Origin of the sequence: Bacillus sp. AL-1R (assembly GCF_052180195.1) — a bacterium.
Lineage (GTDB): Bacteria > Bacillota > Bacilli > Bacillales > Bacillaceae_G > Gottfriedia.
The window spans coordinates 1,091,412-1,113,923 of record NZ_CP197469.1 but is presented as its reverse complement, the minus strand read 5'-3'; the positions used below and the strand labels follow the sequence as shown (position 1 = coordinate 1,113,923).

Sequence of the window (22,512 nt, the reverse complement as noted above, 5' to 3'; positions counted from 1 at the left end):
AAGGGGGAAAATAATGAAAATTGCAAACTATCAAAATCAATCAATCTATTTACCTGAATTCCCTCGTTCAAGATATGAGGAAATATATCAAGCCAGTATTCGTGGGGAAGTTAAATGTGTTAATTGCCACCAAAAATTAAGTTTCACTTTAACTATTTATGATATTCCTCATTTTTATCATATAAACAAAGAGCAAAATCTAGCATGTAAAAATCATAACGTAGAGTTGGAGCAAGAAATAGTTGCTAGATTTGAACATAATCATTCTACTACCGAAAATACGAATGATCGTATTATTAAACTACCTACTAAACGTTCAATCTCAAATACAGCTACAATCGAAAAAACAGATGAAAATCAATTTATTAACAGATTACCTTTTTACAATATCCCACCATATAAAAAAAATGAACAAAAGACGGATGAATTTGTAATCAATCAAATTTCATTAGATTCACAGCAATGGATGGCTGTTACACATATCGGTTCACCATTACTTGTACTTGCTGGTGCTGGAAGTGGTAAAACTCGAGTCATAACAACTAGAGCAATGCATTTAATGAATAACGGTATCCTCCCTCATGAAATGATGCTCGTAACATTCACATCAAAAGCTTCTGCAGAAATGAAAGAAAGGCTGAAAGGTCTAGGTTACCCTATTCAACAGATGGAAATTGGTACGTTTCATAGTATTTTCTATAAAATGCTTTTACGATTCAATCGTGCAAAATGGGATTCGAGTCGTTTAATTAAATCAGATTTTCAAAAGGAGATCATGTTAAAGCAAATTGGTCGACGACTTGAAATTGATGAAAAGTCATTTGCTTACGACCAGGCTATTCAACAAATCGGCTTATGGAAGAACTCTTGTATTTATCCACATGAAATTAGATCAAAAGATGCTTGGGAAGAACAAGTCGCTTCTCTTTATGAAGGCTATGAATCTTTAAAAAAACAAAATGGGCAATTTGATTTTGACGATATGTTACTCGGTTGCTTTGAAATGTTAAATGAAAATAATGAATTACTTTTACATTATCAAAATCGATTTAAATGTTTATTAGTGGATGAGTTTCAAGATATTAATAAAATCCAGTTTAATATTCTAAAAATCCTTTTTCAACATACCGAAAATATTACGGCTGTTGGTGATGACGATCAATCAATTTATGCTTTTAGAGGAAGTGACCCGAGGTTTATCTTAGATTTTAAAGAGCATTTCCAAGGATCTAAAATTTATCATTTAAGTGAAAATTATCGCTCCACCCACGGGATCGTATCATTGGCAAACGAAGTCATTAAGCCTAATAAAAACCGTTTTGTAAAATCAATGCATGCCCAATATGATTACGATCAAGTACCTTCATTCTTCTTTCCATACGATGAAGAAGAAGAGGCAACGATGATTATTAATGATATTAAAGAAAAAATTAATAATGGTGCAAATCCAGGACAATTTGCAATTTTATATCGCACAAATACTGCTTCAAGGGCCGTTTTTGAGCGATTAATTGGAACAAGCTTACCATTTACAATCGACCAAGATGGTGACTCATTTTATGATCGACCGATTATTCGAAAAATGATTTCTTTCTTACTATTAATAGGGGATGAGGATCACCAAGGAGCATTAAAAGAAATATTACCTGTCTTTTTCCTAAAACAACAAGCATTTCAAGATGCAAAGATGAACAGTGTATTACAAAATCTATCTTTCTTAGAAGCCTTTACGACGATTAAAAGTGCGGCGCCATTTCAAATTAAAAAAATTGAAAACCTGATTAAAACTTTACGCTATTTAAAACATGCATCTCCTTTAGAAGCAATTGAGCGAATTGAAGAAAGTTCAGCATTTACTGACTATATTAAAAAGCGTGGAAATGAATCGAATAAAATCGAACGACCTTCTGATGATTTGAGAGATTTAAAGGTCGTAAGTAAAAATTTCAAATCAATTAGAGAGTTTGTGGAACACGCATTTCATATCTCTGCTAAATTTAAAGAATATAAGCAGAAAAAAAATCAATCATCACAAGGGAATATTTCGCTTTTAACCGCTCACCGATCAAAGGGATTAGAATACGATTATGTCTATATTCTCGGTGTAGTAGACGGGGGATTCCCTCATGATTATGCTTTAGAGTCTTTAAAAAATGGTAACTTAGATCAACTAGAAGAAGAACGTCGTCTTCTATATGTTGCTTGTACACGAGCTAGAAAGCTATTATACTTATCGATTCTTCAAAAAAGAAGAGGAAAAAAAGCTAATTCATCTAGATTAATTCGACGTTTTATTAATAAGAAATGAGATTGAATTTAACTATTGTTCAAAAAATAAAGGTGAGCATTTTTTACTCACCTCAGTGTGTAGACAATGTACAAAAAACTTGATTTTCAGACTGATTGCAAGCGCTTGTCTTTCGAGGCGCGAAGCCTGGTGAGGAGCTTAAGTTACCCAAGACGGTAATGAGCACCGCAGGCAGGCGAAGCAACGAAGAAAGCGAGCGTTTTCGGGCAGTCTGGGGTGAGCAGTTTTGCTCACCTTTTTTTATGGATTAACGTCTAGTTGTTCTTCCGCTGCAGCCACAACCTGATTTTTTCACATAGCCGTCCGGAGCGCCTTGATAATATGGGTTATAGTTCGCTTGATTCATTTGTTGCTGCATTTGTTGTTGTTGCAGCTGGTATTGCTGTTGTTGATGTTGGAGTTGTTGCCATTGAAAAGGAGTCATTTGACCTTGACCTTGATTATACATATCTTCCCTCCTAATTAAGTCTATTCATTATAGTATATGAAAGGAATATTCAATCGTTCTACCTAAAATTACGAATTCATTCTATTAACAATCGTTTCTATTACGCCAGCTGCCCCTGCAATAGCTAACAAAATGATGATGAACTCTCCCACATGTGGAAGGAACACATATAATAATAGTAAAATCGCTGTACACCAAATTCCACTACACCAAGTACAACTTAATAACTCACCAAAAAAATATTGAATCCCCCTTCCTTTAATCTTTGTATAAGTTACTGGCATCCCATTTTCTTCCAGAGTTATTTCATCAATAAAAGGTCTTCTTAGAAAAGCTGTTATTTTATCGTGAACAACTAAACGAGTTAACCGAAAGCTTGCCAAAATTAAGATGAATAGCAACAACCAACTTATATCCATTTTAAGTACGAAGGACAAGGGATATAGATGCAAGGGGTAAAAAAGAATAAAACCTCCTTACCCTACATTTATGCTCCTCTAATCCCTTCCAACCCTTCTCCTCCCTTTTCTTTTTACTCTCTTTTTTTCCCTATTACAGATCCAGAAACTGCACTACATGCTCCTAAGCCCATTTATCTAAAAAAGCAACAATCTTCAGTAACCGTTTTTCGCCTGCTTAATATCATAGTAATGTAATATCCATCTAAAGTGATAAGGAGTGAAAATGATGAGTTGCAAAGACAACCACGACAAAAAAAGAAACCATTGCGTATGTGACGTTGTAAAATTCATAAATGATCTACAAGATTGCGCAACAAACACTTGCCCAACAGGTTGTGACGTTCCATTTTTAGGTGCTAACCCTAATGTACCACTTGCAAATACTCGCCCTTTCCTATTGTATTTAGCAAACGGTGAATTATTTAGAGTACCAGCATTTAATAACAATATGATGCCAATCATGGCTCAACAACGTGATGGCGGCGGAGATAACAATAACAAAAATGCACAAGTCAATAATTGCCAAGATACTGTTGTTTTCCGTGTCGAAAGTGTAGATGACGATTGCTGTGCAGTGTTAAGAGCATTAGTCCCTGTTAATCCAGCACAAGGAAACAACAAAAACAACAACCAAAATACTTTCTGCGAATTAGTAGACGCTGAAATGTTTGTAGCATCAAACACTTGTGTAACTGTTGATTTAGATTGCTTCTGTGCAATCCAATGCTTACGTGACGTACACGTTTCAAATCTGTAAGTTTAATGTAAACTAAAAAACTATGGGTGGTAGATCATGTATCTACCACCTTTTTAACGCCTTAAATTCCTACCATTTGAATACTTACGATACTTTGAATATCCAATTCTACGTCATTAATTTTTGAAGAAACTTTAATTGAAACCTTCCCTTCGTTGTAACCCATTATATAACCGATATATAAATCCTTATCTGTTCGAATTCGGCATTCAACCTTTGGAATATAATGAGGCTTATTTATCATAAATAAAACTTTTTCCTCATTCGTCATAGCTTTAAATGGTTTTTTCATCCAATTATTATCTGCTTCAGCTTGTTCTTCTTGTTCTTCTTGTTGTTCTTCTTGTTCATCTAAATTCACAACATCTTCTAATTCCTCTAGTTCTTCCGCTTCCACGTATTTAGAAGTTACATATTCTTTATCCTTTTGTTTTTGATCCTGATTAGTTACTTTAACCACATAAGAGTGTTGTATGTTCAACTTGGCTTCTTGAAAATCTGGCTGCGCAATATATAATAATGGCTTTACACCCTCTTTAGACTCTTTTCTTGCCATCGTTGTTCCTCCCTCATAAGTGTGCTCTCATAAATTATATGAACGGAGAATATTTATCATGTTACTTTTTTCGCATTCAAGTAACCGATCGAATTTAACGAAATAATATATAATTGCCTATCAACACTTGACTAATTTTGAACATATTCATATAAATTGGACAAATATCCTAGTACAAACAATTGACAGGGCACATATAAATACATTGTAACCGCACAGAAAAAACAAGGAGCGATGAAAAAGTGAATAAAGAGTTATTCTCAGTATTCGTAGGTAAAGGAGTTAGAATTGGTCGAGGAGGTCATGAATCTAAAGAAGGTTTATTACTTGGTGCATATGGAACACATATCGCGCTTTTTACAGAGGCTGAAGGTGTAATTTACTTCCCTTATACTCATATTAAAAGCGTAACTTCATTTGCAAAAGGTAGATTATCTTTTGATGAAATGTACAATACGATTGAATTATTACCAAACGAGAATTTTGTAGACTTATTAAATTCTCAAGTTAGACAATGGGTAAAAATTAATCGCGGTGGCCACGACAAAGTTGAAGGTATTCTTCTTGATGCAAATCATGATTATGTAGAAATTTCTTTTAACGATGAACTAGTGTATATTGCTACTTATCATATCAAGAGTGTAAGTTTCGGAGAAAAATTTGAAGTTTACGAAAGAAGTAATACGACAAGCCAAACATTAAGAAGAAGAAAATAATGTTTAGAAAGGTCGTTTTATAAATTAAAACGACCCTTTTTTTTAAAACTTTGACCCTCGATGCCATTCTAATTATGTAAAACCATTATAAAGTAATTTGAAACGATACTTAATTTTGAGTGGTAATCAATAAATAATTGGAAGTATGCCGTTATGATCCAACTATAAAATTTACAAACTTAATAATCTTTTTTCATTCATATGAGACAGGCACATTCTTTTGTTACCGATCTTTAAATGAAATGACTGATTTTATTTAGACAAACTATCATTCTAAATGGATATGCCTATATTAATAAAATTGAAAATCCTTTTTCAGAAATGAACATGTCTGAATAATAATGATTTATCTTTTTAAGAAAGGAGAAAATCATGGCAAGTTTCAAAAATTTTCTCAACAAACAAGTTACAATTGAAATATCTGGTAACAGTAATGTTGATGGAATCTTAATTGAGGTTGGAAATGATTTATTAGTTGTTTTCAATGGTGAAAATTTCCTTTATATTCCACTCCTTCATATTCATAATCTAAGTGAAAGTATACTTGAAGAATCCTTTGGTGTTGTTCCTTCCCTACAAGAATTAGAACACGAAAAAGATGAGTTATCCTTACGTAAAGTCTTAACTGCTGCCAAAGGGATTTTTGTAGAAATTAATCTATCAAATAATCGTTCTTTTCATGGTTTTATTACAACCATTATGAATAATTACTTTGTATTCTATTCACCGATTTATAAAATCATGTATATATCCCTACAGCATTTAAAGTGGCTAACCCCGTATCTCACTGATAAAACCCCTTATATGTTAAACCATAATTTATTACCTGTTAATCCTTCTAATATCCCTTTAGCACGCACGTTAGACGTTCAATTAAATAAATTGATTGGCGAATTAGTGGTAATGAACAGCGGAGAAAATTACGAATATATAGGTAAATTGAGTTCCATTGACTCAAATTTCATAGAGTTGACTACATCTAGAGGAGAAAGCAAATTAGTAGGTCTTCGTCACTTAAAGTCAATTTTTATTCCGTAACAATTAATAAAATTAAAATGCCACATTTACAATAAAAAAGTGCCTATTTATGATCAACATAAGAAGGCACTTTTTTTAACTAATATTAGGTTAATTTCACTAACAGAACGTCTACCCATATAAGGAAGGAAAAAATAGAAGTCATATTGACTTCTATTTATCTTTCTTATCCCATTATATGGTATCCTGAATCAACGTGAATGTTTTCTCCAGTAATACCTCTTGCTAAGTCACTAAATAAGAATAAAGCAGAATCTCCTACTTCTTCTTGTGTTACGTTTCTACGTAACGGTGCTTTTTCTTCGATCTCTTTTAAGATGGTATTAAAATCGCCTACTCCCTTTGCAGAAAGCGTACGAATTGGTCCTGCAGAGATTGAGTTTACGCGAATATTGTATTTCCCTAAATCGTTCGCTAAATAGCGTACAGAAGCTTCTAGAGCTGCTTTAGATACACCCATTAAGTTATAGTTTTGCATTACTCGCTCTCCACCTAAGTAGGTTAGCGTAACAATGCTTCCACCTTCAACCATTAATGGTTTTGCTTCACGAGCTACACCAACTAAAGAGTATGCACTAATGTTTTGAGATAATAAATATCCATCACGGCTTGTGTCTACAAACTCACCTTTTAAATCCTCTTTATTAGCAAAAGCGATACAGTGTGCTACACCATGAATTGTGCCTACTTGCTCTTTAATTGAAGCAAAGCATTTCGCTAAATCTTCATCACTAGTTACATCACATTGAACTAAAAGATTGTTAGGATTTTCTAAAGAGTCAGCTAGTTCACGAACACCTTTTTCTAATCTTTCATTTGCATATGTAAAAATTAAATTTGCTCCCGCGCTATGTAATGATTGTGCAATTCCCCAAGCGATACTACGGAAGTTTGCAACACCCATAACAACAAAAGTTTTGCCTTGTAATGATATCATATCATTCAATCTCCTTTATTATTAGTTATTAGTACTAGATACTAAAATAGTAGCACAAATACAATGAATTGAAAATAGTAAAGTTATCTATAGCTTTATCCACAAAAAGAAAAATCGGTGACTGACGAGCCTTTTTTAGTGAAGTCAGAGGCGTAGTTGCACTTATACTTACTTCCTAGAATTGGCTACCACGTCTAGTTCTATTCCTAGCTGCCAATATATACTTTAAAGTGAAAAATATAAATATAATAGTTTATTTAATAAGAGTTTATAGTTTTGAATTCCTTTAAAGGCAAAAATAACTTATAATGATGATTGTCGTACATTAAAAGTGTCTATTTCAAAGCATACTAATAAAACATGTATTAGAGAGGTGAGGACATGAAGGAAGACCGTACATCTCCCTTTCAAATTGATTTTAAATTACTTTTTATTCTTTTTTGTATTGCCGTTGTAAGTTATCTTGCAATTACTAGTGCAATGCCAAGCCTTCCTGCAAATCTAAGAAACATCAATTTCGCTGCACAACAAATTAAATGGTATATCATTGGGCTTGTTGGTATCGCCTTTATTATGATTATTGATTTTGATCGATATAAAAATGTTATTTGGTATATGTATGGTTTTGGATTACTCCTTCTACTAGGATTGGAACTGCATGTTCCAGGTGCTAAGACCATTAAAGGTGCAACTGCATGGTACACCATACCTGGTGTTGGTAACTTCCAACCATCTGAATTAATGAAAATTTTTATGATCATTATTTTAGGAACAATTATTTCAAGACATAATGAAATGTACGCTGTTCGTGGAAAGAGAGAAGATATTTTACTTTTAGGTAAAATATTCGGTATTTCATTGCCACCACTACTATTGATTGCCAAAGAGCCTGACTTAGGAAATACAATGGTTATGTGTGCAATTATCGCAACAATGATTTTAATTTCTGGTATACGTTGGCGTTATATTCTTGGACTAGTTGGATTAACGATTGGTCTTGGTGCTTTCATGGTTTATCTATACTTTTATCATTTTGAATTTTTCACATCACATGTGCTTGAAGAATACCAGTTAAATCGTTTTTATGGATGGTTAGCGCCTTATGAATACCCTTCACAAGGTTATCAGCTTACTCAGGCACTAATGGCAGCGGGTTCTGGTTTACTAACAGGTAAAGGGTTCCAAAACGGCGAAGCATACTTCCCTGAACCACACACAGATTTTATTTTTACAGTAATATGTGAACAATATGGGTTCATTGGAGCAAGTGTAGTCATTTCATTATTCTTCTTATTGATTTATCGAATGATTCATATTGCTTTAGAAAGTAATGACAAATTTGGTAGCTATCTTTGTGCTGGTGTAGTCGGAATGTTTACTTTCCAGATTTTCCAAAATATCGGTATGACAATTGGTCTACTACCGATTACAGGGATCACTCTACCATTCGTAAGTTACGGAGGAAGCTCTCTAGCAACAAACCTTCTAGCAATAGGGTTCATCCTTAATGTAAGATCAAGAACAAATAAGTATATGTTTGACTAATAGAGTCGAGATATAAAAAGACAGGGATAAAGATCAAATGAAGATCTTTATCCCTGTTTTTTACTATAGACGTTGCTATTTTTAGGACATACTACCATTATTACTTGAAAAAAGGATTGATAGAATGAAATACGATATTATAGGTGATATTCATGGTTGTTACGATGAATTTGTTGAATTAACTAAAAAACTTGGCTATTTATGGGAGAATAATATTCCTGTTAATCCTGAGAATCGTAAATTAGTTTTTGTTGGTGATTTAACAGATCGGGGACCTAATTCACTTGCAGTAATAAAAGTAGTATATGAACTTGTGATAAAGCATAAGAAAGCACATTATTCACCAGGGAATCATTGTAATAAACTTTATCGTTATTTTCTTGGTCGCAATGTAAAAATTCAACATGGGCTAGAAACGACAGTTGCTGAATTGGAGTCAGTTAGTAGTAAAGAGCGAAGCCATTATCAGACGTCGTTTCAAAAACTTTATGAAGGCTCCCCTCTATATAATGTTTTGGACAATGGTAAATTAGTTGTGAGTCATGCGGGTATACGTGAAGATATGATTGGTAAGCATTCAAATAATGTTAAAACATTTGTATTATATGGAGATATAAATGGAGAAGTACTTCCAAACGGAATGCCTGTTAGAAAAGATTGGGCTAAAGAGTATAAAGGTAAAGCATTAATTGTTTACGGTCATACCCCAATTAAGGAACCAAGAGAATTAAATAATACAATTAATATTGATACTGGCGCAGTCTTTGGTGGTAAACTAACAGCATTTTCGTATCCAGAACGGAAATATACCCAAGTACAATCTTCCATGCCATACATTGAAGAAAAATTTAGTTTTTATGAAGAGAATGAAAGCAGAGTTTAGGAAAGTTAGCTTAAATAGATACAAAAAAAAGTAGGTTTCAGATCGGAACCTACTTTTTTGCTGATAATGTAAGCGCTCACTTATCAGCTTAATATATTAGTCTCTTCCATCCCCATGGAGAAACACTACATACTAAAAATAATCTATTATTCATATATTGTCAATAAATTATTCAAATTTTAGACAATTTTATTACTTGACATTCACGCTTCCAATAAACTTTTTATATCAACAGGTAAAGCGATTTCAAAGTTTTTTTTCGAATGATCAATCGGATGAATAAATGATAATTGATAACTATGCAATGCTTGTCTTTTTAAACGATCAGTATTACCTCCATATAAATCATCTCCGATTAATGGATGCCCAATCGAAGACATATGAACCCGAATTTGATGTGTTCGACCTGTTTCTAATTCTAATTCAACAACTGAGTAGTCTTTCTTTACTTCAAGTACTTTATAATGAGTGATTGCTTCTTGTCCCTCTTCTGAAACAATTCTCTCAATAATACTATCACTTTTCCTAGCAATCTTTGCTCGTATTACCCCTACAGTGCCATTCAATTGTCCATGAACAATCGCTAAATACTTTCTTTGTACATTTTTTAACTCATTTTTCGAAAACAAATAATGAATATATCGGTTTTTTGCAACTAGCATTAATCCCGAAGTATCTTTGTCTAATCGAGTTACAATATGAATGGTCGATTGTAATCCTATTGATTGATAATAAAATAATAATCCATTTGCAAGAGTGCCATTAGGATGCTCTCTAGAAGGTATACTTGGTATTCCAAAAGGTTTATTAATAACCAATACAGCATCATCTTCATAAACAATTTCAAATGGAATATTTTCAGCTATAAGGTCCTCACTTGGTTTCTCAATCGGAAAATAGATTTGTACATGATCTAATTCTTTTAAAATAGTACGTACAGTTTTTTCTTCACCATTTACTGTAATCTTTCCACCTTGAAATTTTATATCTGTGAGAGCACGTTTAGAGAGCTCCTTTAATTTAAGAAACTCTCTAAGTAAAATTCCATTATGCTCTTTTTTTACTTCCCATGATAAACTAAATTGCTTCATATACTTCACCATTTTTATTTAACAAAAGAATCAACGACACGTTTCCAAAATGGAAAAGGTCTAAATCGTGCAAAGCGTACTTTTTCATGAGCAACTCGACATTGAATCGATTTAACATCTTGATGTACGATTGTTTTATGATCTAATGTAATTTGAAAATTTGCGTTTCTTACAGGTTTAAGTAAACAAGTATGATGTTTAGGTAAAACAAGAGGTGAACCTATTGTGCGGAAAACTCGATTATTAATTGAAGCCATTTCAGCAATTTGAATCGCTTCAATTGAAGGATGAATAATCGCTCCACCAAGTGCTTTATTATACGCTGTACTACCTGAAGGTGTAGAAATACAAAGACCGTCACCTCTAAATGTCTCGAAATGCTGACCTTTTATTTCAACATCAATTACTAATGTACCTTCAAGACCTTTTATTGTACATTCATTTAAAGCTAAGGTTTGCATTTCTTTTCTTCCATCTTTATAACGGATGATGACTTCCAATAAAGGATATTCAACTACTTGAAATGGAGTCTTCGCAATCGCAATAACAAGTTTCTCTACTTCACTTGGTACCCAATCAGCATAAAACCCCAAATGCCCAGTATGAACCCCCACGAAAGATACTTTATCGAGAAGATGAGTGTAATTATGAAAAGCATGAAGTAACGTCCCATCACCACCTACAGATATAGCAATTTCAGGATCATCTTCATCATATTTAAAATTAAAACTCTCTAAATAATCTCTCATTCGTTTCGTCAGTTCATTGGACTCTTGATCGCCCTTAGACATAATTACGAATTTCATTTTCTCGCCCTTTCCTTATTGGTCGTTTTTTTTCGAAAACTCCGCTTGCGCTTCTTGAATTTCGCCGCGAATAAGAGACATTTCTTCGTCTAAAAGAAACGCTGCTTCAGCCGCTCTTTGTAATCGTTCATGAATATTTTCAGGATATTTCCCTTTATACTTATAATTTAAAGAATGCTCTATTGTTGCCCAAAAATTCATCGCAAGTGTTCTTATTTGAATTTCAACTAAAACTTTTCGCTCACCTTCAATTGTTTGAACTGGATATTCAACAACTACATGATAAGAACGATAACCACTAACTTTTTTATTTGTTATATAATCTCGCTCTTCTACAATTGTAAAATCTTTACGTTTGCGAAGAAGCTCAACTACATTCTTAATATCTTCTACAAATTGGCACATCATTCTAAGACCGGCAATATCCTGTAATTCAGTTTCTAAATTCGCTAACGGAATACCTTTTCTTATTGTCTTATTAACAATGCTGTGAATAGGCTTAACTCTCCCGGTTACAAACTCAATTGGAGAGTGTTGATTAGTTTCTTCAAACTGTTTTCTAATCCCTTTTAACTTAACTTTCAATTCACTTACTGCTTGTTCATAAGGTGCTAAAAAACTTTCCCATTGACCGTTCATCCAATCACCACCAACTTACTTCTCTTCTAAAAATGCACTTTGAACTTGCTTAACAAATTCTTCTCCATAGTTAAAATTACCTTCAACATTTTGGATTAAATAAGTTAACTCTTCATTCCAATTATTTAGTGAAAGACTCTTTTCACCAGCTTTTAAAAATACGTTTAAATTTTGATCAATTGCTTTTTTCAAGTCCGACCAATATTTATAAGGAACTGTAACATATACAAATTCTTCATTTTCTTCTAATATATACAAAAGTGAACTTTGGTCTGAGTCTGCAATCATTGTACCTACTTCATGACACTGTTCTAAATTCATTTTTGTTTCGTCGATCAACAGAAATAAACCATCTTCATTTATATTTATTCCATTTATTTCAAGCATTTTTCTCATCACTAAAACCTCAACCTTTTAATGTATGTATTTTATTTAAATTTGACCATTTCTATTGTAACATATCAAATAGAAAATAGACGAAGACTTGCACATTCAATCACAAAAATAATCCTAAAAATAAAGGAGTCCATTATGGCAAAAGAAATTGAAATTGAATTTAAGAACTTATTAACAAAAGAGGAATTTGAAAAGCTAAAATCTTATTTCAAAATAAACGAGTCAAGTTTCCAATTACAAACTAACTATTATTTTGAAACACCTGATTTTGCTATTAAAGAACATGGTGGAGCGCTAAGAATCCGCAAAAAGTCCCGAACTTCATTTACTTTAACTTTAAAAATAAAACAAGCAGTCGGACATTTAGAAATTAATCAAAAAATTAGTGAACCTGAAGCATCGGCCATGCTAAAAACATATATACTTCCAGAAGGAGAAGTTAAAGAATATATCAAAGAAGCTAACTTAAACTTAAATTCCCTAGTTTTAATAGGTGATTTAACAACAAACAGAGTAGAATTACCGTATGAAGATGGACTCTTAGTTTTAGATCACAGTACGTATTTAAATCACGAGGATTATGAGTTAGAATTCGAAGTTACGGACGAAAATATTGGTAAACAACAATTTATCAATCTGTTAGAAAAGCATCAAATCCCTCAGCGAAAAACATTAAATAAAATTAGACGCTTTTTTAATGTAAAACAAGGTCATCAAGCTAATTGAGACCTTAACATTATTTTTGATTAAACGCCGGAGAAACTTAAATGGTATCTTTCGGCGTATTTTTGTATGAGGTATTTTAGCAATCCGTTTTATGAGAAAATAGCATCGTTTCTCAAATTTCATTTGCATTTCTGACCGATTCTGAAATCTTAATTGAGAACAGACTTTATTCTCGTTTACACTTCTCTAGCCCCTCTTCTTATTGCCTTCATCAAATGTATTAAGAAAATATTAATAGATTAAAGAAAAATAGAGCATCATATTTGAAATATTAACTTTCCGTTGCTACAATACCATTAGAGAACAAACGTGTTATATCTTACAAATTAATTTTCATGTCTGTTATAGTACGGACGTATGAATTGCATTAAGGGTGAAATATATGAATGGCAAACAATATAAAAAAGAATCAATCACGCTTCCCGAGCAGAATTGTACAAAAAAATCGATTGAATTGTATGTATTCATAGATCCACTTTGTAGAAATTGTTGGGATTTTAGTACAATATTAAAAAAGTTCCACATAGAATATGGTCAATATTTCTCATCTACTTATATTCCAGTTAATCGATATTACACAACTAAAAAACTATTAGAAAAACGACCTTCTCAACTTTCATTCGTATGGGAGAAGACAGCTAGCAGATCGGATATCCTTTGTGACGACCACTTATGGATTGATAATAAAGAGCTATACCCATACTACTCTGCAATTGCAATAAAAGCTGCTGAACTTCAAGGAAGAGTTGCTGGCGTTAATTACTTAAAAAAGTTACAAGAATATTATTTCTTGAAAGATTTAGACATTACAGATCAAGATGTACTTATCGAATGTGCTAAAGATATAAATATTGATGTAAAAGAGTTTATGGAAGATTTACACAGTACCCACTCTATTAAAGCTTTGCAATGCGATATTAAAGTTACGAAAGAAATGCATGTAACAGAAATTCCAAGCGTTGTATTTTTTAATGAAAATATTGAAGAAGAAGGTTTGAAGGTTTCTGGTTTTGAAAGCTATGAAACTTATGTAAAAATATTAGAACTAATGACTAATACGAAGTTAGAAAAACGAGAACTACCTGATTTAGCTGAATTTATTAAATTCCAACCATTTGTTACGATTAAAGAATTATGTATGATTTACGAACAATCGACTCAATGTATGGAGTTAGAATTAAAAAAATTAATTCTACGTAGAAAAGTGAGGAAAATTGTCCAAAAAAACCATATTTATTATCAGTATGTTGTTTAACTAAACAAAAAAAGACCTAGCATTCACTAGGTCTTTTTTTTGATGTAATAATTTACATCAAGGGGATGGGAGAAATTTTCACGTTCAACAAAGGGGTATTTGTGTTTGTGAAGTAATTCACACCCTTATAATACAATTTATTTTAGAGTTTGGCAACCGTTTGAGAAATATTTCACATTTTAGACACAAAATAGTAGGTGGGAATAGTCAGAATAAAAATAAAGAAACAAACACATATAGCTAGATACTACATGTGTTTGTTTACGTAAATTATTCGTTAAATAAAAGTTCTTCCATTTCGTTTAACATTTCTTCAAATACTTTCAATGCTTCTACGATTGGTTGTGAAGAAGTCATATCAACACCAGCTTTTTTCAATACTTCAATTGGATAATCCGAGCTTCCCGCTTTTAAGAAGCCTAAGTATCTTTCAACTGCTGGTTCACCTTCTTCTAAAATTTGTTTTGAAAGTGCTGTCGCTGCACTAAAGCCTGTTGCATATTGGTAAACATAATAATTGTAATAGAAATGCGGAATTCTACTCCATTCTAAACCAATTAGCTCATCGATGACGATCTCGTCACCAAAATATTTTTTATTAAGCTCGTAATATGTTTTCGTTAATAAGTCAGGCGTTAATGCCTCTCCATTTTGAGCTAATACGTGAATTTGATGTTCAAACTCTGCAAACATTGTTTGACGGAATACAGTTCCTCTAAAAGTCTCTAAATAGTGATTTAGTAAATAAAGTCTTTGCTTAGGATCATCTGTATTTTTTAGTAGATAATCATTTAAAAGTGCTTCATTACAAGTAGACGCAACTTCAGCTACGAAGATTGAGTAATCTCCGTATACATAAGGTTGATTTTTACGAGTATGATAACTATGCACTGAATGACCAAATTCATGTGCTAATGTAAATAAATTATTTACATTATCCTGCCAGTTCATTAGGATATATGGATTTGTACCATACGCGCCAGAAGAGTATGCACCACTACGTTTTCCTTTGTTTTCTACTACATCTACCCAGCGGTTCTCATACGCTTCTTTTAAGATTTCAATGTATTCATCACCTAATGGTTTTAAAGCCTTTACTAAAATTTCTTTTGCTTCTTCATACTTTACTTCCATTTTTACTTCTTCCACTAATGGAGTAAATAAGTCATACATATGAATTTCATCAAGTTTTAACGCTTTTTTACGAATTCCAATATAACGATGTAATAAATTTAAATGCTCATTTACAGTTGAAACTAATTGATCATAAACAATTTCAGGTATTTCATTATTACTTAATGCTGCTTGACGAGCATTATCATATTTTCTAACTTTTGCTTTGAAATTATCTTTTTTTACAGCACCACTTAACGTACTCGCAAATGTGTTTTTATACGCATCATACGTATGATAAACCGCTTCAAAAGCTTCTTTACGAACACGACGATCTGCACTTTCTAAAAAGTGAATATAACGACCATGTGTGATTTCTACTTCTTCACCATTCTCATCTTCAATCGTCGGAAATTTTAAATCCGCATTATTTAACATTCCAAACGTATTACTAGAAGCAGATAGCACTTCAGAAGCTTGTGCCATAATTTCCTCTTCAGCTGCTGAAAGAACATGTGGTTTTTGCTTTAAAATTTCTTCTAAAGAATGCTTGTACAATTTCAGTTCATCATTTTCTTCAATAAATTTCTTCAATGTATCTTCTGAAATGGTTAATAACTCAGGCACAAAGTATGACATTGCACTTCCTGCTTTAGTATACAGATTTTTTGCTCGATCATCTAAAGCTTGGTATTTAGAATTTGTTGTATCTTGATCGTAACGCATATGAGAGTATGTATACAATTTACCTAATAAAAACGAAATTTCATCCTGCTTTTTTAATGCATTTAAAAGTGTTTGTGATGACTCACCTAATTTACCTTTAAACTCTGAAAATGATGGGATTAATTCAAGTACTTTTTTATACTCTGCTTCCCATACTTCATCCGTTTCATAAATATCTTCCAACTTCCAAGTTAATTCTTCTTGAACTTCACTTCTAGTTGGTAATTTTTTTACAGCTTTTTGTTCTAGCATGTCTGATCCCCCTATTATTATTAGTTATTAATAACATTCCAATGTCCGATATTAATAATCATTTGAATCAGTTCTTGCATTAAACAACAAATCAAATGCTGTATTAGTGCTCAGACGGTCTTCATCCAATGCTTGTTGGAATGTTGTTGAAATAATAGCATTAGCTATCTTCATTATTTTACCATTTTTAATACGTTTTACGATTCTAATTTTTACTAAAAAGTCAATATACTTTTCTACACATTTCTCCAAATTACCTATTTCATTATCTTGAAATTGATTTACTCTCCATTTGCCATTCTGTACTTCCAATTTTACGAACTGATATATTTTATCTAAAAAAATCAATTGTCCAATTTCTGCCTCATGAAAAAATTTAAAATAGATTACCCCTTGCCAAAAGATACAATTTTCTTTAATAATGCAGTTACTTTCTAGAGGAACCCCAATGACTGCCGGAAAATAATTAATATTTGCATTGTACAAGTACTGTTTAAAAATTTTTAAATTACCTTTCGTATGCAAATGTTGATATAGTCTAAAATCCTTTTTTAGGCGAGTCCATTTCGATACAAATACCTTTTTATCCATACCATTTTGAGATAAAAATTCCTTAAGGCTGAAATTATTTATTGGAAATACGCTCTTTTGACCAATATATTGGACTGGAGAAAATGCGATTAACGAGGAAAGTACTGTAAATGATTGTAATGTAGGATTATAAAAGAGGAGTGAAAAAGAGTTAATTCTAACTAGTGAATAAATTGAAAGTGAATTAATTTGAAATGAAGACCATCTTTTTTGATTTAATAATTTGTCATTTAGAATCCACAAAACCTTCATACCACTTTTTTTAAATGAGTTAGTCCTTTTGATCATTATTTCTAAAGGAATAAGCGAACATTGATATTCAACACACATTTTTAGACTATTTAATCTAATAAATAAATCAGGTCTTTGATTTATTTCTGGTATAAATTTTTCAACCTCAACATTTACATTTAATCTTTTAAAAAATTGATACAAAGCAAGCTTACCCTTATAATGGTCGATACTCTCTTTTCTCTCATTTTCACATTCAGTCAAATCAATATGTGCAAAATGAGTTACTCTCTTTACTCCAATTTTGAGCCTAACTTGCTTTTTACAAATTGGGCAATAGTATGGTCCGTTTTCCTTTAATCTTAATAACTCCTCTTTCGTATTAATTTCAAATAGGTTAATGGTATGGCTTTTTGTATTTAATGCGACAATCATGTTTATTACCTCCTTTCCAAAATTACTTCACTATCATATTTGTATTTTCCTTCAAAAAACTTAAAAACGATTTTTCAAATAAAAAACCTACCAAATTAAACTTTCTATTTGGTAGGTGACTATAAATATTGTTCTATCAATGTTCTATCAATTAAGAACGCACATTACAAAAGTGGTGCCATTAATCTTGATAATGATTCAAATATCCTTTTGAATATAGGTCGCTTTTTAAAATCTTTAAAAATAATTGCTTCAGAATCACGGATATCATTATTAAAATCATTAACTAAGTGATTAATACTTTCTTCTAAATATAAAAATGCAGTGACCTCGAAGTTTAAACGAAAACTTCTCATATCCATATTTGCTGTTCCAACAGATGCAATTTCATCATCTACAATCAATATCTTACTGTGTAAGAATCCCTGTCTATATTCATAGATTTCGACTCCGGCTTCTAATAACTCTGGAAAATATGAACGTGAAGCATAAAATACGATTTTTTTATCGGGACGATCAGGCATTAGAATTTTCACCTTTACTCCACCATTTGCTGCAACTTTAAGAGCCGTTAAAATATCTTCATCAGGAACAAAATATGGTGAAGCGATGTATATACTCTTCCTTGCACTAGTAATCATCGCAAAAAATAACTCTTTTATCACTTCATGCTTTCGGTCTGGTCCACCAGAAACAAGTTGAATTGCTCCTTTGGAAGAATAATTATTAGCATGAATGTCAAAGTACTCTTTGTCATCAATTAACTCATTCGTCATGTAATACCAGTCTTGTAAGAATATGAATTGTAGTGTTCGTACCCCTTCACCCTTAAGGTATAAATGGGTATCTCGCCACTTTCCAAAATAATGGTCTTTCCCTAAATACTCATCTCCAATATTTAAGCCGCCAACAAATCCTACATTTGAGTCAATGACGATAATTTTCCGATGGTTTCGGTAATTAATCGTATCGTTTAAAACGGGAATTTTAACAGGAGAAAACGGTAGTACTTCTACACCCGCTTTTCGTAAGTCTTTTACAAAATTCCTTGATAATTTCCAACTACCTACTGCGTCATAGAGGAATCGAACTTTTACACCATTCTGTGCCTTTTCTATTAAAATATCTTTTAGTTGATTTCCAATCTCGTCATTTCTTACTATATAGAATTCGATATGAATATGGTGCTTCGCTTTTTTTAGTTCCTCAATAATTTTTGGAAAGGTTTCACTACCATTTGTAAGAACTTTTGTAAAGGTATTCATCGTGACTGGTGTATTACTTTGTTTTGCTGCGATATTGATTAGATACTCTAATCTTTGATTTTGAGCAATAAATTCTTTCACTTCTACATCTTCTGTTCCAGTAATTAAACCATTTGCATTTTGATCATTAATTGCCTTTTTCCGATAGACCATTTTCTTTTTGTAATTTTGTCCAAAAATTAAATAAAAAACAAAACCAAATAATGGGAAAATAGCTAAAAGAATAATCCATGTTAAAGTTCTAGCAGGATTTCTATTTTCAAGGAAAATAATAATCGATACACCGATAGCCGTTATCGAGAACATGATACTTATTAATCTAAAAATAGTAGATTTCTCAAAAAATGCAAAATTCATTAACCAAATGAATTTAATAGTTGGAGAAGCAAAATATAAAATGCATACTACAATTGATAAAAATATTAAAATCTTTAATCGAAATAGCATCAATATTCTCCTTTATAAAGAAAAGAAACCGATCCCTAAGGCATCGGCTATTACAATAATGGAAAAATTGATTTAAAATGAGGTAAAGCTGTTTTTTCATAAATCAATTTTCCGTATTCCTCTAATACATGTATAGTTACTTTTGAACGATGACCATATTCTAGTAACATTGATGATAAATAATCAACTTGAACTTCATCAAGCGATTCTTCGTCAAATTTAACATAAAGATAGTAATAATCTTGGAAGGAATAAAGTGTACTTTCAAATGATTCTTGATTAACAGCATGCGATAAAGAAATAATGTCTTCGAGATTTTTAAAGGATAGAATAAGTTCAGTTTCCTCTTCATCCATCGATTCAAAAATATCGTCATCATCATCTTCTTCTGAATCATCATCATCATCTACAGAGATAAATGGAATTTCTAAATTCTTTTCTCCTTCACCTAAATTCACTTCTACTTTTTTGCCGTCTTTAGAAATCACAGCTTTTGTTACAACAACTTCTAAACCCTTGTCTAGTGCCTGTACCTGAATCCATAGGGGGCCACCAGCAATGAATTCCTCAGTCAAATGCGCTTCATCAATTAATTCCCAGAAAAGCTCTTCACTTCTTTCTCGATCTAACCATACTTCATCTTTAGAGAAACCTCTCTCCTCGATGTCTAAGTAGGATATGGAGAACTTAAACGTATTTTCATTAATTCTTTCTATTTCCATTTGTTTTCCCCCTCCTTTAATGAACAACAAGTAATTGCGTTAGACGAAATAGAATAAATAAAGTAAAAGAAATTTATGTTAAATATAAGATTCTGAAATAGTAAATTAGAAAAATACTCTTAAAAATTTAGCTTTAATAAGTAAATTTTTATCTATCTTACCATGAAAATTTATTAAATGCGAATAGTAACTACAATTATATTTTATGATACAACTTAAAATTTTGGAAATAAAATTCACCTATTTTTTAAAAATCATCATATACCTATTAATATTAGGACAATCATTTAAAGCTTTTAATAAGAGAGGTGAATTCATGATAGATCTTCATTACATATGGTCCTTTTTAATGATTGTTATTATAGACATTGTTTTAGGTGGAGATAATGCTATTGTCATTGCATTAGCATGTAGAAAATTACCATATAAACAACGTAACATAGCAATAATTTTCGGTAGTATTACCGCAATTGTTTTACGAATAATCCTAACAATATGTGCAATTTTCATCCTAAAAGTACCATTCTTACATTTAATTGGCGGAATATTACTTTTGTACATAGCTTGCAAACTAATTATTCAGGAGGATGACAACCCCCAAATAAAGGAGAACTACACAGTTTTCCACGCAATTCGTACAATTGTATTTGCTGATTTAGTTATGGGGATTGATAACGTATTAGCAATAGCTGGGGCATCAAATGGAAAGCCATCATTAGTCATTTTAGGTCTTTCCATCTCAATTCCAATTATAATTTGGGGAAGTAAAATCGTTTTATGGTTTTTAGAAAGATATCCAATATTGAGTTTCGTAGGGGCTTCTGTTCTTTCAATAACAGCTAGTAAAATGTTAATAGACGAGCCATTTATCAATCAATATATAAACGGGCGGAATGATGTGGAATTGATTGTCGGTTCATCTTGTATAATCTTTACGATTATTATAGGTTATTATTTTAATAATATTCGGTACCGAAAGCGACCATCCTAATTGTTAAAAAAAAGCTGTAAAAAGTATGCATTTAACTTTTTACAGCTTTTTATATAATATGAATAAGTATTTGTTCGATATGATTGAGAATCTTAATCAAGAATTGTAATTTATTTCACAATTCAAAACGCAGATTTACTCATTAACTAGTCGTTGCGCTTCACGCAATTGATATGTGCGAACTGAACGTGGTAAAAATCTTCTAATTTCATCTTCATTATAACCAACTTGTAAACGTTTCTCATCAATAATAATCGGTCTTCTAAGTAAACCAGGATATTTTTGAATGATTTCATATAAGTCTTGTAAAGGAAGACTTTCTAAGTCTACGTTTAATTCTTGGAAAATTTTTGATCTTGTTGATATAATTTCATCAGTACCACTTTCAGTCATTCGTAAAATTTGTTTAATCTCATTAATTGATAATGGTTCTGAAAAAATATTTCTTTCTTTATAAGGAATATTATTATCTTCTAGCCACATTTTTGCTTTACGACAAGACGTACAACTTGGTGAATTATACAAAATTACCATTTTGCTCTCCCCCTATCTACTCTTTTTAAAAAAAGTAATATAGTTATGTGTATTAATTTATAAGAATTGGTTAATTATAATAAGTTTAATCTACACCATATGTTCACATTATACAGTATTGCAGAAAATAAATATATACAAATTTGTAAAAAAATTTAAAAAAACCTATACAAAAGGTGTACATTTTTCAGTTAATTAATACGTTAAATTTTAGGCAAATTTCTTGGATCAATTAACTTATGTGGATGCTTATTTTAACAAAATAAACCAATTAAAAAGTTACATTTATAAAGTTAGGAAGAAATTAACAGCTCAAAAATAATTATTTGGAAAAAGCCGAATTATTCTTTCTATTTCACCAAATATTTAATACAATAATATTAACGCTTACATTCCTAGGAGGCTAATCTTATGGCAGCTTACATAACTGATTTATTGATTGTTGCAGTGTTAGTAATTGGAATTACTGCACTTAATGGTGTGTTTACAAACGCGATCGGCGAAAAAATATTTGGTAGAAGTAAAAGAACTAAATTTGTTGATATGTCTGATAAAATGTCTGCAAACTTCAAACAAATTGGTGGCCAAGGTAAGTTCCGTAAAAAAACTTACTAAGAACAGTATGATAAGAAAATTTACGAAT

General features: G+C 31.6%; 23 protein-coding genes. 11 read left to right on the top strand and 12 right to left on the bottom strand.

Going from position 1 to position 22,512, the window contains the following annotated elements; all coding sequences use genetic code 11:
• The first annotated feature begins 13 nt into the window (after positions 1–13).
• Both ACSBO6_RS05210 and ACSBO6_RS05205 read left to right on the top strand, forming a co-directional pair.
• Positions 14–2,308, top strand: coding sequence for an ATP-dependent helicase (locus ACSBO6_RS05210; RefSeq protein WP_498844269.1), 2,295 nt, complete (start codon positions 14–16; stop codon positions 2,306–2,308).
• 321 nt (positions 2,309–2,629) lie between these two features.
• Positions 2,630–2,770 carry a hypothetical protein gene (locus ACSBO6_RS05205; protein WP_180232796.1) on the top strand — a complete coding sequence of 47 codons (141 nt, stop codon included), beginning with the start codon at positions 2,630–2,632 and terminating at the stop codon, positions 2,768–2,770.
• Between the two features lie 54 nt (positions 2,771–2,824).
• Here the strand turns inward: ACSBO6_RS05205 and ACSBO6_RS05200 are convergent, their stop codons facing one another.
• Positions 2,825–3,175 (bottom strand): DUF1360 domain-containing protein, encoded by a 351-nt coding sequence (locus ACSBO6_RS05200; RefSeq protein WP_498844268.1) that lies wholly within the window; start codon positions 3,173–3,175, stop codon positions 2,825–2,827.
• A gap of 268 nt (positions 3,176–3,443) precedes the next feature.
• Here ACSBO6_RS05200 and ACSBO6_RS05195 point away from each other — a divergent pair, with 268 nt between their 5' ends.
• Entirely contained in the window at positions 3,444–3,974 is a 531-nt protein-coding gene (locus ACSBO6_RS05195) for a CotY/CotZ family spore coat protein (RefSeq protein ID WP_098844197.1), read from the top strand.
• 61 nt (positions 3,975–4,035) lie between these two features.
• Here the strand turns inward: ACSBO6_RS05195 and ACSBO6_RS05190 are convergent, their stop codons facing one another.
• The gene (locus ACSBO6_RS05190) at positions 4,036–4,530 is read right to left on the bottom strand and encodes a CotO family spore coat protein (RefSeq protein ID WP_498844267.1); all 495 of its coding nucleotides are present in this window, start codon (positions 4,528–4,530) and stop codon (positions 4,036–4,038) included.
• A gap of 242 nt (positions 4,531–4,772) precedes the next feature.
• Between ACSBO6_RS05190 and ACSBO6_RS05185 the strand changes: the two genes are divergently transcribed.
• Positions 4,773–5,246, top strand: coding sequence for a DUF2642 domain-containing protein (locus ACSBO6_RS05185; RefSeq protein WP_098844202.1), 474 nt, complete (start codon positions 4,773–4,775; stop codon positions 5,244–5,246).
• 372 nt (positions 5,247–5,618) lie between these two features.
• Positions 5,619–6,284, top strand: coding sequence for a YwrJ family protein (locus tag ACSBO6_RS05180; RefSeq protein ID WP_098844204.1), 666 nt, complete (start codon positions 5,619–5,621; stop codon positions 6,282–6,284).
• Positions 6,285–6,450: 166 nt separating this feature from the next.
• On the opposite strand, the gene fabI is transcribed toward ACSBO6_RS05180, so the two are convergent.
• Positions 6,451–7,221, bottom strand: coding sequence for an enoyl-ACP reductase FabI (fabI, locus tag ACSBO6_RS05175; protein WP_098844207.1), 771 nt, complete (start codon positions 7,219–7,221; stop codon positions 6,451–6,453).
• Positions 7,222–7,602: 381 nt separating this feature from the next.
• On the opposite strand from fabI, the gene ACSBO6_RS05170 reads away from it, so the two are divergent.
• Positions 7,603–8,766: an FtsW/RodA/SpoVE family cell cycle protein gene (locus ACSBO6_RS05170; RefSeq protein WP_498844266.1), complete on the top strand. Its 1,164-nt coding sequence runs from the start codon at positions 7,603–7,605 to the stop codon at positions 8,764–8,766.
• 124 nt (positions 8,767–8,890) lie between these two features.
• The gene (gene prpE, locus ACSBO6_RS05165) at positions 8,891–9,649 is read left to right on the top strand and encodes a bis(5'-nucleosyl)-tetraphosphatase PrpE (protein WP_098844210.1); all 759 of its coding nucleotides are present in this window, start codon (positions 8,891–8,893) and stop codon (positions 9,647–9,649) included.
• A gap of 203 nt (positions 9,650–9,852) precedes the next feature.
• Here prpE and ACSBO6_RS05160 read toward each other — a convergent pair whose 3' ends face one another.
• Genes ACSBO6_RS05160 through ACSBO6_RS05145 form a run of 4 tightly spaced genes read right to left on the bottom strand, consistent with a single transcriptional unit; the run spans position 9,853 to position 12,581 of the window.
• Positions 9,853–10,740 carry an RluA family pseudouridine synthase gene (locus ACSBO6_RS05160; protein ID WP_498844265.1) on the bottom strand — a complete coding sequence of 296 codons (888 nt, stop codon included), beginning with the start codon at positions 10,738–10,740 and terminating at the stop codon, positions 9,853–9,855.
• A gap of 14 nt (positions 10,741–10,754) precedes the next feature.
• Positions 10,755–11,546 carry an NAD kinase gene (locus ACSBO6_RS05155; RefSeq protein ID WP_098844215.1) on the bottom strand — a complete coding sequence of 264 codons (792 nt, stop codon included), beginning with the start codon at positions 11,544–11,546 and terminating at the stop codon, positions 10,755–10,757.
• Between the two features lie 15 nt (positions 11,547–11,561).
• The gene (yjbM, locus tag ACSBO6_RS05150; RefSeq protein ID WP_498844264.1) at positions 11,562–12,185 is read right to left on the bottom strand and encodes a GTP diphosphokinase; all 624 of its coding nucleotides are present in this window, start codon (positions 12,183–12,185) and stop codon (positions 11,562–11,564) included.
• Between the two features lie 15 nt (positions 12,186–12,200).
• On the bottom strand, positions 12,201–12,581 hold the full coding sequence (locus ACSBO6_RS05145) for a UPF0738 family protein (RefSeq protein WP_498844263.1): 381 nt from the start codon (positions 12,579–12,581) through the stop codon (positions 12,201–12,203).
• A 135-nt stretch (positions 12,582–12,716) separates the two neighbouring features.
• Between ACSBO6_RS05145 and ACSBO6_RS05140 the strand changes: the two genes are divergently transcribed.
• Both ACSBO6_RS05140 and ACSBO6_RS05135 read left to right on the top strand, forming a co-directional pair.
• Positions 12,717–13,307: a CYTH domain-containing protein gene (locus ACSBO6_RS05140; protein ID WP_098844220.1), complete on the top strand. Its 591-nt coding sequence runs from the start codon at positions 12,717–12,719 to the stop codon at positions 13,305–13,307.
• Between the two features lie 382 nt (positions 13,308–13,689).
• On the top strand, positions 13,690–14,562 hold the full coding sequence (locus ACSBO6_RS05135; protein ID WP_098844221.1) for a DsbA family protein: 873 nt from the start codon (positions 13,690–13,692) through the stop codon (positions 14,560–14,562).
• A 270-nt stretch (positions 14,563–14,832) separates the two neighbouring features.
• On the opposite strand, the gene pepF is transcribed toward ACSBO6_RS05135, so the two are convergent.
• From pepF to mecA, 4 genes are all read right to left on the bottom strand, one after another.
• Positions 14,833–16,653, bottom strand: coding sequence for an oligoendopeptidase F (pepF, locus tag ACSBO6_RS05130; RefSeq protein ID WP_098844224.1), 1,821 nt, complete (start codon positions 16,651–16,653; stop codon positions 14,833–14,835).
• A gap of 51 nt (positions 16,654–16,704) precedes the next feature.
• Entirely contained in the window at positions 16,705–17,910 is a 1,206-nt protein-coding gene (locus ACSBO6_RS05125) for a competence protein CoiA (protein WP_098844227.1), read from the bottom strand.
• A 164-nt stretch (positions 17,911–18,074) separates the two neighbouring features.
• Positions 18,075–19,622 (bottom strand): cardiolipin synthase, encoded by a 1,548-nt coding sequence (gene cls, locus ACSBO6_RS05120; protein WP_098844229.1) that lies wholly within the window; start codon positions 19,620–19,622, stop codon positions 18,075–18,077.
• Between the two features lie 50 nt (positions 19,623–19,672).
• Positions 19,673–20,344, bottom strand: a complete 672-nt coding sequence (mecA, locus tag ACSBO6_RS05115) for an adaptor protein MecA (protein WP_098844232.1) — start codon at positions 20,342–20,344, stop codon at positions 19,673–19,675.
• A 319-nt stretch (positions 20,345–20,663) separates the two neighbouring features.
• Between mecA and ACSBO6_RS05110 the strand changes: the two genes are divergently transcribed.
• Entirely contained in the window at positions 20,664–21,335 is a 672-nt protein-coding gene (locus tag ACSBO6_RS05110) for a TerC family protein (RefSeq protein ID WP_498844652.1), read from the top strand.
• Between the two features lie 135 nt (positions 21,336–21,470).
• Here the strand turns inward: ACSBO6_RS05110 and spxA are convergent, their stop codons facing one another.
• Complete coding sequence (gene spxA / locus ACSBO6_RS05105) at positions 21,471–21,869, bottom strand: transcriptional regulator SpxA (protein ID WP_056473638.1); 399 nt, start codon at positions 21,867–21,869, stop codon at positions 21,471–21,473.
• 411 nt (positions 21,870–22,280) lie between these two features.
• Between spxA and ACSBO6_RS05100 the strand changes: the two genes are divergently transcribed.
• On the top strand, positions 22,281–22,484 hold the full coding sequence (locus ACSBO6_RS05100; protein WP_098844235.1) for a hypothetical protein: 204 nt from the start codon (positions 22,281–22,283) through the stop codon (positions 22,482–22,484).
• Positions 22,485–22,512 lie beyond the last annotated feature (28 nt).